17 protein-coding genes and 2 pseudogenes are annotated in these 15,309 nt (G+C 48.1%); 1 reads left to right on the forward strand and 18 read right to left on the reverse strand.

Translation table 11 applies throughout. The features are described 5' to 3' along the window. Positions 1-128: 128 nt before the first annotated feature. From D8Q48_RS07585 to D8Q48_RS07640, 11 genes and pseudogenes are all read right to left on the reverse strand, one after another. Positions 129-722, reverse strand: a pseudogene (locus tag D8Q48_RS07585) (CD0415/CD1112 family protein); the annotation flags it as partial. A 27-nt stretch (positions 723-749) separates the two neighbouring features. Further along, positions 750-830 (reverse strand): annotated as a pseudogene (locus tag D8Q48_RS07590) (Maff2 family protein); the annotation flags it as partial. Between the two features lie 89 nt (positions 831-919). Beyond that, a complete protein-coding gene (locus D8Q48_RS07595) occupies positions 920-2,584 on the reverse strand; it encodes a recombinase family protein (RefSeq protein ID WP_007884068.1) in 1,665 nt (554 codons plus the stop codon). Between the two features lie 6 nt (positions 2,585-2,590). Beyond that, positions 2,591-2,788: a hypothetical protein gene (locus D8Q48_RS07600; RefSeq protein ID WP_006858666.1), complete on the reverse strand. Its 198-nt coding sequence runs from the start codon at positions 2,786-2,788 to the stop codon at positions 2,591-2,593. A 242-nt stretch (positions 2,789-3,030) separates the two neighbouring features. Then, the gene (locus D8Q48_RS07610; protein WP_007884071.1) at positions 3,031-4,323 is read right to left on the reverse strand and encodes a virulence-associated E family protein; all 1,293 of its coding nucleotides are present in this window, start codon (positions 4,321-4,323) and stop codon (positions 3,031-3,033) included. 13 nt (positions 4,324-4,336) lie between these two features. Continuing rightward, positions 4,337-4,978 (reverse strand): CHC2 zinc finger domain-containing protein, encoded by a 642-nt coding sequence (locus tag D8Q48_RS07615; protein WP_014081132.1) that lies wholly within the window; start codon positions 4,976-4,978, stop codon positions 4,337-4,339. 64 nt (positions 4,979-5,042) lie between these two features. Continuing rightward, the gene (gene mobQ, locus D8Q48_RS07620; RefSeq protein WP_006859284.1) at positions 5,043-6,632 is read right to left on the reverse strand and encodes a MobQ family relaxase; all 1,590 of its coding nucleotides are present in this window, start codon (positions 6,630-6,632) and stop codon (positions 5,043-5,045) included. Between the two features lie 152 nt (positions 6,633-6,784). Further along, a complete protein-coding gene (locus tag D8Q48_RS07625; RefSeq protein WP_006859274.1) occupies positions 6,785-7,144 on the reverse strand; it encodes an SdpI family protein in 360 nt (119 codons plus the stop codon). Between the two features lie 287 nt (positions 7,145-7,431). Then, positions 7,432-7,734: a DUF3847 domain-containing protein gene (locus D8Q48_RS07630; RefSeq protein ID WP_006859273.1), complete on the reverse strand. Its 303-nt coding sequence runs from the start codon at positions 7,732-7,734 to the stop codon at positions 7,432-7,434. Continuing rightward, positions 7,731-8,063 carry a hypothetical protein gene (locus D8Q48_RS07635; protein ID WP_006859272.1) on the reverse strand — a complete coding sequence of 111 codons (333 nt, stop codon included), beginning with the start codon at positions 8,061-8,063 and terminating at the stop codon, positions 7,731-7,733. The genes D8Q48_RS07630 and D8Q48_RS07635 overlap by 4 nt, the downstream gene beginning before the upstream one ends. Next, the gene (locus tag D8Q48_RS07640; RefSeq protein ID WP_121056189.1) at positions 8,064-8,249 is read right to left on the reverse strand and encodes a hypothetical protein; all 186 of its coding nucleotides are present in this window, start codon (positions 8,247-8,249) and stop codon (positions 8,064-8,066) included. Positions 8,250-8,784: 535 nt separating this feature from the next. Here D8Q48_RS07640 and D8Q48_RS07650 point away from each other — a divergent pair. After that, positions 8,785-9,606, forward strand: coding sequence for a helix-turn-helix transcriptional regulator (locus tag D8Q48_RS07650; protein WP_121056124.1), 822 nt, complete (start codon positions 8,785-8,787; stop codon positions 9,604-9,606). 44 nt (positions 9,607-9,650) lie between these two features. Here the strand turns inward: D8Q48_RS07650 and D8Q48_RS07655 are convergent, their stop codons facing one another. From D8Q48_RS07655 to D8Q48_RS07685, 7 genes are all read right to left on the reverse strand, one after another. Beyond that, positions 9,651-10,076, reverse strand: a complete 426-nt coding sequence (locus tag D8Q48_RS07655; protein ID WP_022261510.1) for a hypothetical protein — start codon at positions 10,074-10,076, stop codon at positions 9,651-9,653. Positions 10,077-10,119: 43 nt separating this feature from the next. Further along, positions 10,120-10,647, reverse strand: a complete 528-nt coding sequence (locus D8Q48_RS07660) for a hypothetical protein (protein WP_007884079.1) — start codon at positions 10,645-10,647, stop codon at positions 10,120-10,122. 221 nt (positions 10,648-10,868) lie between these two features. Further along, positions 10,869-11,078, reverse strand: a complete 210-nt coding sequence (locus tag D8Q48_RS07665) for a helix-turn-helix transcriptional regulator (protein WP_015514784.1) — start codon at positions 11,076-11,078, stop codon at positions 10,869-10,871. 253 nt (positions 11,079-11,331) lie between these two features. Beyond that, positions 11,332-12,393 carry an IS30 family transposase gene (locus D8Q48_RS07670; protein ID WP_002591292.1) on the reverse strand — a complete coding sequence of 354 codons (1,062 nt, stop codon included), beginning with the start codon at positions 12,391-12,393 and terminating at the stop codon, positions 11,332-11,334. An 89-nt stretch (positions 12,394-12,482) separates the two neighbouring features. Next, a complete protein-coding gene (locus D8Q48_RS07675; protein ID WP_243116251.1) occupies positions 12,483-13,166 on the reverse strand; it encodes a hypothetical protein in 684 nt (227 codons plus the stop codon). A gap of 21 nt (positions 13,167-13,187) precedes the next feature. Further along, a complete protein-coding gene (locus D8Q48_RS07680; RefSeq protein ID WP_055148480.1) occupies positions 13,188-13,385 on the reverse strand; it encodes a helix-turn-helix transcriptional regulator in 198 nt (65 codons plus the stop codon). 463 nt (positions 13,386-13,848) lie between these two features. Further along, positions 13,849-15,258, reverse strand: a complete 1,410-nt coding sequence (locus D8Q48_RS07685; RefSeq protein ID WP_117469297.1) for a phage tail tip lysozyme — start codon at positions 15,256-15,258, stop codon at positions 13,849-13,851. Positions 15,259-15,309 lie beyond the last annotated feature (51 nt).

Raw genomic sequence — 15,309 nt, forward strand, 5'->3', positions numbered from 1 at the left:
TAAATCGGATGACGCTAAAGTGACGCTTTTCACGCCTTTGATACTTTTCTTTACCGGCTTGCTAAAGCCGGATTCCCAAAATGTCCGCGCACTGCCTTTGGATGAAAAGCGGCGCTTCTGGACGCGCGATAAATTTCTATCATACGACCATATAAAATAACCGTTATAAAAACGGATATAACCTTTAGGCACAAGCTCGCCAGAAGCGTTTCCAGTGCCAGTATAATCAGCTCCCCTACTTCCATTGATTCCATTGCTGTCTCCATCGAGGTGATTACCGAATCAATATTGATTGCCGTCTGCTGGTTGATAACACCTGCCGCCCGGTTCACTACATTCTGTCCAACATCAAAAATTGCCATTGTGATCGTAAAAGCATTGCTTACGAACCATACTGCAACCCACATCTTGAAGAAATATTTGAAAAACATCCATGTATCTATGTCATGCATGTTGTTCTTTTCGGTGAGCATGGAAATCAGCTCATAGCACAACACAAAGGTTATGATCATTCCGGCAATCGGTACGATCACAGAATCCGACAGATTTTGGATCAAGCTGAAAATACTGCCACTCCAGCCCTGGGGCGTTTGCCCAACCTGACTAGCGATGTCACCGGTTTTTTCATTCACATCGGTAAACATGTTCGTCAGGTTTGAGCTGACCATGCCTGTAAGGAGGTTACGCATCCATTCTTCTATGGACTCAAAAATCTTATCCATGCGTGTTCTCCTTTCCTACTGCCCCGGCTAAAACAAATTCGCCAGTAATGGTACAAGCTGTGTACCGATCAGAACGACACCTCCACCTGCCATAAGCTGTTTCATACCAAAATAGGTGTAAAACTCTGCTCGATGGCGGGCGGCGGCGTGTCAAGAAATTTATGGAATTTTTTTAGAACCGCCCCGGCGGGAACAGGTCAGGCCGTGACCTGTTCCACCTCCGGGATGGGTTTGAGATTAAAATGAATTTCAATAGAAATGTGTCGTGTCTTATCGCTGTCGATGTGTTCATGGACAACGATTTCTTTAATCAGACGGTTGAGGGTGGCAGCGTCCAGCTCCGTGATGTCGGCGTATTCCTGAATGGCGTCCACCCATTGCTTGGCGTCCACGGCAAGGCGGATTTCATCAGCCAGCTTCCTGCGCCCCTGTTCAACCCGTTCCTTTAGTTCAGCCTGTTCCTTCTGCGTCTTATCCAGCATGAGATTGAAGTTTGCTTCGCTGATACGTCCGGCAACCATGTCCTCATAGAGCCGCAGCACCATTTTTTCCAGTACCTCAATCCGTTCCTCGTGCTTCGTCAGGGAACGCTCCAACGCTTCCCGCTGGCCTTTCTGCTCGGCTTCACAGGTGTTGGTAAGCCGTCCGGCAACAGCTTCCCCGTCCATCAGGGCGGCCTTCGCACATTCCCGGATTTTGTTCAGCACAAGGCGGTAAAGGGTTTCGTACTCCACACGGTGCTGGGTACAGTGCTGTTTCCCATAGGCATTATAGGTCTTACAGGAATAAATCTGCTTCGGGTGCTTGTCGTTGGTGTAGCGGATAGTCAGTGATTTCCCACACTCGCCACATTTGAGAAGCCCCGCAAACAGGCTGATTTCCCCGGTCTGGCGGGAACGCTGCCGGGATTTCAGCTTGTCCTGCACGATGTCAAAGCTCTTGCGGTCAACAATCGGCTCATGCCGTTCCTCCACCACAATCCAGTCCTGCGGCTTTTTTTCCCCGATGGTGCCGATTTTGAAGCGGTAGTCCTTCTTCTGGGAAGCGATAGCCCCGGTATAGACGGGATTCATCAGGATGTCCTTGATTACCGAAAAATCCCACATATACCGCCCGTTTACCGGGTCTTTCTTTTCCCATTTAGTGCGGACATTGCGGAAGCCCCGTTCCCGGTTCCACCATGTAGGGCAAGGCACCTTCTGTTCTTCCAGCCTGCGCCGGATAAAGTTCGGGCCGTGTCCTTCCAGCGCCCAGCGGAAGATTTGCCGGACAATGGGGGCGGTTTCCTCGTCCACCAGCAGATGGTTTTTGTCCTCCGGGTCTTTCTGATACCCGAAAGGGGCGATACAGCCGGTAAACTGGCCTTGCTGGGCTTTCAGAAGGTAAGAGGAATGTACCTTCTTGGAAATATCCTTGCTGTACATCTCGTTGAGGATGTTCTTGAACGGCGCAATGTCGTTATTCTCCCGCATGGTGTCGATACCGTCATTCATGGCGATATAGCGGACGCCGTGGCGGGGAAAGAAGTCCTCAATGAGTGTGCCGGTCTGCAAATAATTTCTGCCCAACCTCGATAAATCTTTCGTTATGACAAGGTTTATCTGCCTGCGCTCGATGGCTTTGAGCATCCGTTTCAGGTCGGGGCGCTCCATGTTCAGCCCCGTGTAGCCATCGTCCTGATAGACTGCCACAACCTCCCATCCCTGCTTTTCGCAGTATTTTTCCAGCATATCCCGCTGGTTGGCAATACTGGCGCTCTCCCCGTCAAGGTCATCGTCTTTGGAAAGCCTGCAATAGATGGCTGCCCGGAAGCTGCCTGCCAGTATTGCGTCCATGTCTGTATATTCATATCCGTTCATCATAACCGTTTACCCGCACAATCCAGACGGAACACGGTTCTTCTGAACCTCATCCTTATTATACTCTAAATCTTGTGTTTTCGCAAGATTTTCTTTGCTGGTATTCTGCCCATATTTTTGGGCAATCAGGCTCACAAAGACGTCTGTGGCGTCCAGTTCGCCGTCAAAAACTGTGGTAACATGAATCTCTGTTTTCGTTTTTGCCATAGGCAGTTATCCTCCATAATAGAATAAGCCAGACAAGGAGAAGGTCGGCAACGAAGTCCGGCAACGGGCTTCAAAAAACCTGAAAACTATCTCTGTCTGGCAGTTTGGCTCTTATTTTTATTTTCTTTTATTTTTCTGTTGTTTTGGTTGCTGATAAGGGGAAAAGCCCGCAGTTACGGGGGGTTTCCCGGCAACCGGCTCGGCAACGGGAGTGCAACAGGGTCGGCAACCGGCTGCATTTTTCAGAAGGGAAGCTCCATCTGTTCCGTGACTTCCTCAAATCCTTCCGGGATTTTTTCAGCTCCGTTGCTGATGTCCGTTGCTTTCGTTTCACGCTCCCAGCCCTTTTGCCTGCCGTATTCCGGGAACACACGGGGGTTGGAAAAGTAATTCCAGCCCGTCACGCAATGGTTCATGATGTCGTTGACTTCCCGGATTTCCCATTGCTTCGGCTCGTCAAAGGGGTGGTTCAGGGCTTCCTTGAAAAGCTGCTTGGAACACACCATGCCGCCGGTATAGCGGTCAAGGTATGCCTGTATCATCCCGGCCTTGGTGTCCTCCGGCATGAAATCCCGCTGGTGTTCTTTGAGATAGCGCACCATTTCCGGGCTGAAAGACAGCTTAAAATCCCCGCTGCGGTAAACCGTCATGGCTTCTGCCCAGACCTGTGCAAGATAGGCTCTGGAAGCGGCTTCGTCCTCCAAAATGTGAACCTCGGCCTGTTCCGGGTACACCATGACCGGCAGGAAGCGCCGGTTGCCGGAACGGTCAAGGGGCAGGAAGTCAAGGGCATTGGAAGTGCCGCCGAACACACATTGCCGCAGCCTGTCCTCCGGGTGGGTTTCGTATGGGATTTTATAGACCTCCTTCTGTCGGCTTAAAAATGACTTGATTTCCTCAATGCTCTTGGCATTGGCGGTGGCAATCATCTCCGACATCTCGATAATCCAGTGGCCTTGCAGCTTGCGGTACACGTTATCATCATCCAGCTTCCGCAAATCATCGGAAAACCACTCGTCTTTTACTGCCAGCAGCCGGAAAAAGGTGGATTTCCCGGCTCCCTGACCGCCCACCAGACAGAGCATGACTTCAAATTTACAGCCGGGGCAAAATGCCCGGTGGATGGCTCCCAGCAGGAACAGCCGCAGGGCTTCATAGGTGTACTGGTCGGTGTCGGCTCCCAGAAAGTGGCGCAGGCAATAGCGGATACGCTCCTGCCCATCCCATGAAAGGCCGTTCAGGTAGTCCCGGACGGGGTGGTAGCCGTTTTCATTGGCAACAATCCCGATGGCGGCGGTAATCTTTTTCTCACTGGTAAGCCCATAGGTTTCTTCCAGATACAGGAGCAGATAGTTCATATCCGTGTCCGTGATGGCGGTGCCGATGCGGTGGTAGCCGATGGGCTTTACAATGTCCACTCGCTCGGTCAGCAGATTTTTTGCGATTGCCCCGGAAAGCAGCGGGTCATTCTGAAAGACGGTCAGGCAGTTGCGGATACTGTTGCGGACGCTGCCTTTCTCGGTGCTTTCCAGCATGGCCTTTACTTCCTCAATGCTCCGGGGCGGGGCTGCTTCTTGTATGGTCTGTTCTGCGGCCTGCCGTATCTTGGGCGGCAAGCTCTGCCATTCGTCTTTCAAGATTGCTCACTTCCTTTCCATAGTCAACGATAAGGACTGCCCGTTCCTCCATATCCGGGGAGAGCAGCACATCCAGCAGATATTCCACATGGGATTGCTTCTGCAAGGCTTCCACAAAAAGCGGGTGCCATGCTTCTTCCGGCATCTTAGGGGCATAGTCCCGTTTCCAGCGGCGCAGAAGATGGTAATAATCGGACAGCACCCGGAAGCAGTAACGCTCCATGCGGCAAAACCGCTGTTCCGGGGTTTCCTGCCGGGGTTTGGGTTTTCTCCTGCCGGGTGGTTCCCTGTCCTCATAGGGGATGGAGAACTCCTGCGCCAGCATGAGGGCGGCTTCCTTCGGACTGACAGCTTCCAGACGGGAAACAAAGTCAATCACATCCCCGTCTGCCTGACAGCCGAAACAGTGAAAGCGCCGGTCAACCTTCATGCTGGGGTTTTTATCAGCATGGAAGGGGCAGACACACATCCCGTTTCGTCCCACCCGGATTCCAAAATGCTCCGCAGCCTGCCGGGTGGTAACAGACTGCTTGACAGCTTTAAATACATTCAAATAAATCCTCCTGAAAATAAGAAAAGCGCCTGTCATTCTCGAAAAAGAAAATAGCAAGCGCCTATTAAAGTTCCATATCCTGTTTTTTCTCTGTGCGGGGCTGCTTCCGTTTCTCGGCCTGTTCTTCCCGGATACGCTGCGTCCGGCCTTTGACTGCCTGCTGGATGGACGGTTTCTTTCCCGGCTCGGCGGTCTGGCGGTACTGTTCAGACGGAAGAACCTGATTGAGCCAGTGACGCACATCCCGGAGAATCTTCACATCCTCCTGTAATGCGGACAACCGTTCCTTATATCCGGCAACTTCTCCGGCAAGCTGTGTCTGTTCCTCATTCAGCTTTTTAATGCTGTACTTCTTCTCCTTCAAATGCACCTTGAAATAACGGATAGCGGCATTATAGGCGTCCAGCTCGTCCCGATGGGCGGCGGCAAACTGTTCCCGTGGCTTCTTAAACCGGATGGCAGCATACTCCACATGAACCGGCTTATGGGCTTCAAAGTTGGCGATATGGGAAAGCAGGGTGTTGATTTCTTTCATACGCTGTTCTTTCGGCTTCATCTCTGCCCGGATGGAAACGGCCTGCCCGCTGACGGTATCCAGATAAGCGTCCAAACTCTGCACAGTGGACAGCTCCTTTTCCCGCAGATAGCGGATAGCTTCCATAACCTTGTTGAAATCGGCAACGCTGCCTGTAAGCTGGCCTTTGCTTGTCCAGCCTGTACGTTCCTCCCGGCGCAAATCCAGATATTTCCCCAGCAGCTCCGGCAGGGTGGGTTCCTTCGATTCCTGCAAGGCTTCCAGCAGGGCGGCTTTTTTCTCCTTCAGGTCTGCAATCCAGCCTTTCAGGTGGCGTACCATCTGCCGGATAGATTGCATAAGGGAATTGGCGGCTTTGATGTCCCGGTTCAAGTTGCCGATGTTGGTCTGTATCCCTCGTTTCTCCATCTGGCTGACTGCTGGCCCCATATGGACGGTGGGGATTTTATCAAGCCCCTGCCGTTCATAGGAACGAAGGTCAAGGCGCTCCGGGCGTCCGTTGGCTTCCAGATAGCGGTTAGCGGTAGCCGCCCAGCCCTGCCGCCAGATCTCTCCGTACTTCTGGTCGTTCCAGTCCACGGTATCCTCCTTGTGGCTTTTCCAGCTCCCGGACGGGAGCCGGATACGCTCGCCGTTCTCGTCAAGGTCATAAACCTTCCGGCTCTTGGGAAGCCATTTCCCGTTTTCGTCCATTGCCCGCATGGTCAGCAGGATGTGGGCGTGGGGATTCCCATTCCCTTTGTCGTGGATGGCAAAATCGGCAATCATGCCTTTAGAAACAAAAAACTCCCGGCAGTAGTCCCGGATAAGGTCGGCGTGCTGTTCCGGGGGGATTTCCCTCGGTATGGCAAGCACGATTCTCCGGGCAAGCTGGGAGTTCCATTGCTTCTCGATAGCTTCGGCGGCGTTCCACAAAGTATTGCGGTCTGCATACGCTGGTGGGGCGTGGGGCGGCAGCATGATTTCTGTATGGACAATCTCGCTTTTATGGGAATAGTATTTCTGCTTCTGGTCGTACTCGGAAAACAGCCGTTCCCCACTCTGGTAGGCGGCAGACGCAACGGCTGACTGGTGGTTGCTGCGCTGGATTATTTTTATATCATGGTGTGGACAGGGCATAGCGTTCCTCCTTCCTGTGGTTGATTTTGGGCAAAAGAAAAGCAGGAAACCGTTTCTGATTTCCTGCTTAGTGGTGTCGCTGGTAGGCGATTAGTATTCAGTTTTGAAGATTCGGGTCAGGTTGGCTCGATGATGGAAAGCTGTCTAATAGCTTAAAAGTTTTTGTTCGCAAATTTACTTGTAATTCCAGTTTCTGTTTTATAAAATCCAAAAATCAGAAAAATAATTCCAACAACTACTCCTGCAAATACGGTAGTCTGTGTAGAAATATTAAGAAGAAGTAAGGATATACACAAAACGATTTCTACCAAACCTAATGTTTTGCCAATACCAATAAAAATATTAGGTGCTATGCTTTGTGCATAATCCCAATGCTCTTGTGACTTCCGAGATGTAGGCGTATTGTATCCGTTACCGGATGTCATATCTTTTACCGGGTGCTTCTTTAAGATATATCCTACAAAAACCATAACAAAGGGTATGATGAAATTCAAAGCAATCAATCCATACATAAAACCATCTCCTTAGATAGTGTTCGTCATTAGCTTTATTATACTACGGGCAGTCCTGTTTTGGAATAGATAAATTGTAAACTTGCTGGACGGGAACAGCTTGCAGCGCAAGGTGTTCCCGGGCGGCAAGTCCACAAAGGGGTAGCTGGCGCAGCCAGCGCAGGGGAAGTGTAGCGTCCCCTGTGATGATTGGAAGCAGCCGCAACGGTGCTGAAAATCATCCGCTTTCCGCAGGAAGCCCCCGGCAGGGCGCAACGCACCGGCTTGACCGGTGTATAGTTGCGCCCTTACTCCGTAAGGGATTCCCCGGCTACCCGCCCTTTCACGCTTTCTGCAACTATTTCCTTCATGCCACTTTGAGAAAATGCCTGTTTCAGAATGTCCATCACATCCTCGTCTGTCAGCACTTCCGGCCTTAAAAGGAAACTTTCCAGCATAGCTCCTCTGGTACAGAGCCGGTGCGTCCGTTCCTTCCGGGTAAGCTGCTTCACCTGGTGTTCCAGTATTTTTTCTTCATGCTGCGCCCGCCGCAGTCTGGCTTCGCCTTTGGCAATCTCCTGATTCAGCTTTTCCAGCTTCTCATTTATCATGGCAGCCCTCCTTTGGGAAGCAGCGTGTAAATGCGGTTTGGTTCTCCCACACCCCGGCGCACCCGCAGGATAAGCCCGATGTCCTCCAATTCTTTCAGGGAACGCTTCACAGTGACGGGGCTGCGGGAGAGGGCTGCCGCTAATTCCATGATAGGAAAACGGACAAACAAAATGCCGTTGCTATCCTCTATCCCTGCCGTAAGGGTGGTGTTCAGCAGACGGGCATACATGACTTTTGCTGTGCTGCTGATCGGCAGCCGAAGCATTGCGGCGGGTAGCGGCATACAAGGCGGCAGAACCGTGTCTGCGCTCATAAATTCAAATTCCATTTAACTGATTTTCTCCTTTCGCTTGGCTCGTTTTGACAGGTAATGGGGGCAGTCTATCACGACAGCCCGGAAACTCTGCTTGCACTTATGCTGGCACTTCCGGCACAGGTCGTTGTAGGTCACACGCCCCCGGTCATTGAGGAAGAAGGAAAGCTCCAACTTCCGTTTCTTGCTCATTCTCGGCATAGTGCCTCCTATCATAGAAAATCCGCCCATTTCAGCCGTAACAACGGGAACAGGCGGATAAAGGTTTTTGGTGTCATGTTTCGGGGCGATTTTCAAGGAAAATACGGCCATAGAGCCGCTTTGAAATGCCCCATAGTATTACGGACGGGGCAGACTACACCCCGCCGATTTGTCGTGTTTGGGTAGCGTTTTGGTATCAGTTCTGCCGGGTTGTCCTGCTGTCGTTCCTGCCCCTGAATCTCACAGCGGCGTTTCGTTCCCGTTGGTACGCTCGCTGCGGTCAAGGTTCCTCCATTTCCTTGCCGCAGGTCGTTGCGCTACATCGCCGGGGAGCATATCCCATCAGGCCGGTCATTCGATTGGAAATAATCCATCGATGAACTGACTTAATCATAGCTCATTTTTGAACCCTTTCCCGTATGTCCATAAAATAGGAAAACCGCCCCAAAATCGAAAAATTCCACGATTTCGGAACGGTATATGGTATAATAAGGAATAACAGCGGCAGCCAGCCGCAGGAAGGAGCGATGTGTTTATGAAAACCCGCATTTCCGTACAGGAACGCCTGAAAGATTTACGGGTGGAACGGGGCTTGAATCTGGAAGAACTGGCACAGGAAACCGGCATTTCAAAATCAGCCCTCGGCAGTTATGAAAACGACAACGACGAATACAAGGAAATTAACCACGGCAGCCTGTTGAAGCTGGAAGACTTCTATCAGGTGTCGGTTGACTATCTGCTCGGCCTTACCAATAATCGGAGATATGAAAACACCCCGATAGAAGAATTACATTTGAGTGATGAAGTCGTGGAACTGCTGAAAAGTGAACGCTTCAATAACCGGCTGCTGTGTGAGATTATCTCCCATGAAAAATTTAAGGAATTGCTGGCAGACGCAGAAATCTATGTGGACGGGATAGCAACCATGCACTTCCATGACACAAACAGCTCACTGGCTGCTTTACGGGCTATGGTACTGGAAGAACACCCCGAAGCTGCGGCAGACCGGGCAATCAAAGTGTTGGAAGCCTGTCAGATAGAGGAAGAAGATTTTTTCTGCCATGTGACGCACAAAACATGGGACGTCATTCTCCATGATATACGCAAGGCGCACGAAAATGACAGCGAAAGTGCGCCGGATACCACGCCTGCCGATGAACTTATACGGGAAGTACAAAAGGCCATGCAATCTCCGGGGGACAGGGTTCAGCAATTCACGGAGATATTCTGCAAGGCGTTCCGGCTCAAATACAAGCGGCTCTCACAAGAGGAACGAAGCCTTTTGAAAAAGCTGTTCAAGAAATCCCCGCTGATAAAACAGTCTGGTATGAACTTCCGGCGCAGGCCGTGGAAATAAAAACAGCCGTTGTAGGATTTTGTTCCTACAGCGGCTGTTTTTATTTATGAATCTTCTCCAACAAAAGACAGGATATTTTCATCAGTTTGTAATGTAATTGTTGCGCTTTCTGAATCATCAGAATAAACTCTTGTTCCATATACGCCTGTAACAGGCTCCTCTAAATTTTCAAAAGTTAATCCGAGTTTCGAAGAAGAATTGTCAATCTTTTCAAGCGAATATGTACCTGTCCATTCTTGTTTATGAGTGTTATCTGTTAAGATAAAACTTTTTTCTTCAAAACTCAATGTCAAATCCAATACTGGTATGTCATCATGCACTGAACCTGAGAATAACATATTACCATCTAAATCAGTAATAAATTCTAAAGACCAGTTATATGATGATACCGACCGAGTTTGGGAAGAATCACACGAACATAAGCCTACACACATAAAAAAACATACGCATATTGCCAATAACCGTTTCATTTTACCTATTACCAACCTTAATTCACAACTGTTTTGCATTTAATTAGGGAAGTGTCACAGGGTAAGAAATAGCGAAAGCTCCACCGCCTGCCAAGGCATTATTAGCGGTAGCAACACCAGAAACAGAAACCGTTCCCTTATCTCCGCTATTACCTGTTCTTCCAGTATCCACATCAGTTTCGATTGTTTCTTCACCGTCGGCTAATTCTGCAAATGCCGTATTGGTGGATTTTTTGTTCATAAGCACATTAACTGTACCAGTCATACCAGTGAACTCCGGTTTTGGAGATTCATACCACGGTACATACAACTTCACATGAACTTGAATCCCATCATCCTCATCATAAGTTGCATAAGAGTTAATACGAACATTAGCGACTGCTCTTTTGGTGACACCATCGGAAATCATAACATCGGTTAAGTATCCGTCATATTCTCCAATGACTACCGGCTGTTGAGTATCCGTTATTTCCGTTGTTGTTTCCGCTGCAAAAGCAGGAACCGCACTCACAGAAAAAAGCATACAAAACGCTACCAACGAGGTAAACAATCTTTTACTAAATTTTTTCATAAACAATACTCCTTTCTAAAATGACCAGAACCTACATTTTTTGTATTCAGTTATTGGCAATATGCCACTAACCTGCAAGCACACTCTCAAATCATAAAATGTTTCAAATGTACTTGTTTTATTTTATGATAGCACTTATTTACATTGGGTGCAATAGAAAATATACACCATTAAAATTTAATTTTTTGTGCAAATCGAATCAAATATAAAATTATATCGCTTTAGATATTGTCCTGTTCTAATTTAATCACATTCATAATACCACAATTCAAGGCTTCACAAATGCGAACCAGCGTTTCCATGCTGATATTCTTTCCCTTGCCCATGTTGGCAATCATATTTGTGGTAAGACCGGCGGCAAGCCGCAAATCCTCTTTCCTCATGCCACGCTCTTTCAGTGTGTTCCATAGTGGCTGATAACTAATGTGCATAGGCTTCCCGCCTTTCTTTCCATCGTCAAGTGTTTTATACCCATTATAGCAGAAATCTTGCGTTTCCACAATATTTCTTGACTACACCGCCGGTTCTAAAAATGTCAACATTAAATTCGACATTTTTTCATATTTTTATCGTTTTGCCGTTTTGCACAATACGTAGCCTGTTTTATTGTATATTTTCACTTTTAGGCAGTGCAATAGTAAGGCTGCCACTGCTGCCAGCCTCTCACGCTCCCTATTTCCGTTCTTATGCAAGCTGCTTTACCTCTTCCTCGAATAGTTCCCCTGCTGAATGATAGCCATGTATTTTGCGTGGGTATCCGTTTATCCAGTTCTCTATACTCTCTACCTCTTCCTCTGTCCTGTCGTCAAAATTTGTGCCTTTCGGTATCTTCCGGCGTATCATCTTATTTGTTACCTCATTTGTGCCACGCTCCCAACTGCTGTACGGGTGGCAGTAATATACCTTTGTCCGCTTTTCTCCCTCGTTGATAATAGAACGCTGTAAGCCCTCTGCATCTGCAAACTCGCTGCCGTTGTCTACTGTGATTGTCTTAAATACCCGCTTAAACATATCAGCGCCCCATTTTCTTTCTAATCTATCCAGTGCCGCTACTACTGCCTCGTCTGTATGGTCTGGCAGTTTAAATATAATCTCGTTTCTGGTTTTCCGCTCTGTCAGTACCAGCAACGTATTTTTTGACTTTCCCCGCTTACCTAAAACGCTGTCCATTTCCCAGTTGCCGAACTCTTCCCGTGTATCTATCTCTTTCGGGCGTTTGTCTATACTCTCTCCTGCTGCCGCCCTTTTCTGTTGCCTCTGTACTTTCTTATAATTTCTCTTCTTATTCTTCTTTACTGGCAAATTCTTATTAGACAACTTAAGGAAAATACCCTTATCAATGTAGCTGTATAAGGTCGTTACGCATACTGTTACGGAAAAGTCCCCCTCTTTCCCCTGTGCTTTCAATTCTCCCAGTACCGCAGCTGGGCTGTAATCTTCATTTACTATTTTATCCTCTATATAATTTGCGTATGCAATATCGTTTCCTATTTTAAGCTGTGTACCCCTTGCCTTTAAATTTTCCTCTGCTTTCATTTGTGCCTTGTTTGGGCTATAACTTAATGTTTCTGTATAGTCGCTATTTCTGTGCATATATTCCCCTCGCTTAAGCTCATTGTATATAGTGCTGCGGTGTACGCCCAGCTGTTCTGCTATCTCTATCACGCTATGCCCTGCTTTTTTCAATGCCTCAATACTTATACGGTCTGTCCATGTCAGCTGTCGGCTGCCTTTCTTATTCGCCATTTCTGCTACCTCTCTTTCGTTCCTGTTCTTTCCCCATATACGACGAAAAGCCGCAAACTCTTTTACAAGTCTGCGGCTTATGCCTTTACCTATTTACAACACTTTTTACAAGCGGTGTATTTCTTCTTTGCTTGGCTTAGCGGTATGCTCTTTGGGTTTTTCATTCCCGAACAGTTAGGCTTACTATGGTATTTTTTGTTGCTACGGTCTACATATACTGTAGTTTCTCCCGTATGCTGGCTTACGCTGGGCGTTGTGTCCTCGATTACGTCAAGCTCTATATTGCACCCGAACGTCTGTACCCCCCCCCCAGAAATTTCCAGTATTTCTGCGGTGTAGCGGGCTTTCGGGTACTTTCTCGCTAAGTCCCCCGCCAGCTCTGCCGATAGATTGCCTATTACCTTATCGCCCCACTTTACGTATGCGGCAGGCTCTCCGTTGTATGTATACTTTTCTACTGTAATATCTTCACTGCCGGACATTCTGCTTAAAATATCCTGCCTGTTTTCTCCGTCCTCATTATTAAACGTCACGCCTACTACTTTCGTTCTGATTGTATCTAAAATTCTGCCGCCAGATACAGCGGCAGGCGCTGGCGTTCTGTTTCCGTTCTCTTTTCCTGCTCTTTTCTTTTTTAGTCCAAAATAGGCGCATACTGCCGCAACCACAATGCAGCCCACCCCGCCTGTTATATTTCCAGACGGCAGCGCCGTTAAGCCGCTTACTGCAAATAATGCAGCCGCTGCCAATAAAATTACCTTTTTCTTTGTCATAGTAAGCCCTCGCTTTCGTTTCTACTTCAATTCTAAAATTTCATCAGCAGAGGCGTTAAGCTCTCTGCAAATTTTCGCCAGTGTTATTGCATTTGGCGTAAGCTCGTTGTTTTCCCAGCGGCTTATATCTTTCTGGTATACTTGCAGGCGCTCTGCAAGTTCCTTTTGCGTCACGCCTGCCGCTTTTCTCGCTGTTTTAATGTTTTCGCCTAAATTCATGCCTTACCTCTCTTTTCTCTTGCCCTCAAAATGAAAGCAACCAGCAGCTTTACCAGTCCTACTGCTACTAAAAATACTCCTAATTTTAAAAGCATACTCTTTACTCGGCTTTGGGTTTGTGTTATATTTCTTATAGGCGGCGGGCTTATTGCCCGCCTGTTGGTTAGGGCTTTCGCCCTAACCTATGTACTTACCAATTATGATAAGTATTGTTCCTATGATTAAGTCTATCACTGCACTGATTGCCAATTCTTGCCAGTTGATAGGCTTTTTCTTTTGTTTCTTTTTCTTACCCATTGTGCCGTTTCTCCTTTCCAGTGGCTTTGCCTCTTATTTGTTCTTTTCTCCTTTCCATGATTTTATTATATACCTTTTTCGGTATATTGTCAACACTTTTGTATAGATTTCTAAGAAAATTGCAAAAAAATAGAGGGCAGACAGCAAACCGCCCACCCTCGAAAACTTAAGCTAATCTTGTGGCATAATCTAAGCTAATCCAGCCTGCGCCACTCTTCAAGCGTCCCCAGCCTGCGCTTGCGCCCTGTCCGGCTTTCACTTCCACAATGGTAAATACTCCCTTTCCTGTGGTTTCTCCTGTCTTTGCATAGTTCGTGCCTGCTCCCGTTCTGATATTAAGGTCTAAAATATCCACCTGTACGCTAAACGGAACGCCTGCGCTTGCCTGCTGCCCCGCTGCGGTATATACCGCCTTGCCGTTATCATCATATACAGTATAACCCGCCTTGCAAGCGCTCTTTGCATTTTCCAGCGACGTAAACGCCCCCAGCTGGCTTGCTGCGTCCGTCCAGCTCTTGCGCACTCTGTAATACTTTGTACCGTTTCCTGCTGCATACTTTTTATAGTATCCCTCGCCGTACTCTGCACGCTTTTTCTTTGCTGTTTCGCTCTGGTCTGCTGGCTTTTCATATCCAGTAAGAACGGCATCAGATGCAGCACGCACGCTGCCCGCCTTTTTCAGTGTGTCCATTACTGCTGTGTATCCCTGCAATTCTTCCCATAAAAAGCCCAGCTGCATATTAAGGTCTGCAATGGATACGCCCGCCTGTTTTGCATGATTAAGCAACGCCTGCTTTCTGCTCCAATACGTCCACTGCGCCAGCCCATAGCCTGCACTGTCCTTTACAAAATTGCCATAGCTGCCATTATCCACCGCTGCTGTATATTCTGCGTCCGTCTTACCCAGCTTATTGTTATAGGCGTTCTGTAAGTTGTTCGGCATAAGCCCGCTTTCAGCATACAGATTACCCATAATACCAGCCACGGCATAAGCATTTAAGCCCTTTCCTGTAAGAAAATTCCAGATTGTTTTTTCATTGCCGCCCTGCGGTGTTTCTGCCTGTCCGCTGATTTTACGCTTAAACTCGTCCCATGTGTGGGCGCTGGTGTTATATACATACGGGTTAGGGCAAATCTTGCCCGTTACGTCGTAATGTCTGATTACATGAGATGCAGGCACACCGTATTTATTCATAAGGTAACGGGTAAGCTCTGCCGCTGCCTCTACTGTTGCGTCCTCAAAATACCAGTCTTTATCTGTTGCGCCCATGCTCTTTGTGTTTTTCTTCCTTACGCACATTTCAATACCGATACTATTAGCGTTTCGGCACTCTGCGTGCTTATAGCTCGACGCTCCGCAATGCCACGCTATATTAGCGTCCTCTACGCACTGCCATACCTCGCCGTTAAATCCTACAAAGTAATGCGCCGACGCATTTCTATTGCCGCCGCCATAATATCGGCAGTTGTCCTCTGCGCCGCCCAGTGCGCCTACATAATGGATAACAATATACTTAATTCTGGAAACGCTGCCCTTATTGAAATTGTACTTACTTATCTTTCTGTTAATGTTCATATTTCCTGCCTTTCCGCATACAAAATAAGCGCCTGCGGTGTCCCGCAAGCG

This window comes from Ruminococcus sp. B05 (assembly GCF_003628495.1).
In the GTDB taxonomy this organism is placed as follows: domain Bacteria; phylum Bacillota; class Clostridia; order Lachnospirales; family Lachnospiraceae; genus Schaedlerella; species Schaedlerella hominis.

Coding starts and splice junctions, on each gene's coding strand:
- D8Q48_RS07595 (WP_007884068.1), bottom strand. CDS start 2,584: ATGATGAACGGATATGAATATACAGACATGGACGCAATACTGGCAGGC.
- D8Q48_RS07600 (WP_006858666.1), bottom strand. CDS start 2,788: ATGGCAAAAACGAAAACAGAGATTCATGTTACCACAGTTTTTGACGGC.
- D8Q48_RS07610 (WP_007884071.1), bottom strand. CDS start 4,323: ATGCTGGAAAGCACCGAGAAAGGCAGCGTCCGCAACAGTATCCGCAAC.
- mobQ (WP_006859284.1), bottom strand. CDS start 6,632: ATGCCCTGTCCACACCATGATATAAAAATAATCCAGCGCAGCAACCAC.
- D8Q48_RS07625 (WP_006859274.1), bottom strand. CDS start 7,144: ATGTATGGATTGATTGCTTTGAATTTCATCATACCCTTTGTTATGGTT.
- D8Q48_RS07630 (WP_006859273.1), bottom strand. CDS start 7,734: ATGATAAATGAGAAGCTGGAAAAGCTGAATCAGGAGATTGCCAAAGGC.
- D8Q48_RS07635 (WP_006859272.1), bottom strand. CDS start 8,063: ATGGAATTTGAATTTATGAGCGCAGACACGGTTCTGCCGCCTTGTATG.
- D8Q48_RS07640 (WP_121056189.1), bottom strand. CDS start 8,249: ATGCCGAGAATGAGCAAGAAACGGAAGTTGGAGCTTTCCTTCTTCCTC.
- D8Q48_RS07650 (WP_121056124.1), top strand. CDS start 8,785: ATGAAAACCCGCATTTCCGTACAGGAACGCCTGAAAGATTTACGGGTG.
- D8Q48_RS07655 (WP_022261510.1), bottom strand. CDS start 10,076: ATGAAACGGTTATTGGCAATATGCGTATGTTTTTTTATGTGTGTAGGC.
- D8Q48_RS07660 (WP_007884079.1), bottom strand. CDS start 10,647: ATGAAAAAATTTAGTAAAAGATTGTTTACCTCGTTGGTAGCGTTTTGT.
- D8Q48_RS07665 (WP_015514784.1), bottom strand. CDS start 11,078: ATGCACATTAGTTATCAGCCACTATGGAACACACTGAAAGAGCGTGGC.
- D8Q48_RS07670 (WP_002591292.1), bottom strand. CDS start 12,393: ATGGCGAATAAGAAAGGCAGCCGACAGCTGACATGGACAGACCGTATA.
- D8Q48_RS07675 (WP_243116251.1), bottom strand. CDS start 13,166: ATGACAAAGAAAAAGGTAATTTTATTGGCAGCGGCTGCATTATTTGCA.
- D8Q48_RS07680 (WP_055148480.1), bottom strand. CDS start 13,385: ATGAATTTAGGCGAAAACATTAAAACAGCGAGAAAAGCGGCAGGCGTG.
- D8Q48_RS07685 (WP_117469297.1), bottom strand. CDS start 15,258: ATGAACATTAACAGAAAGATAAGTAAGTACAATTTCAATAAGGGCAGC.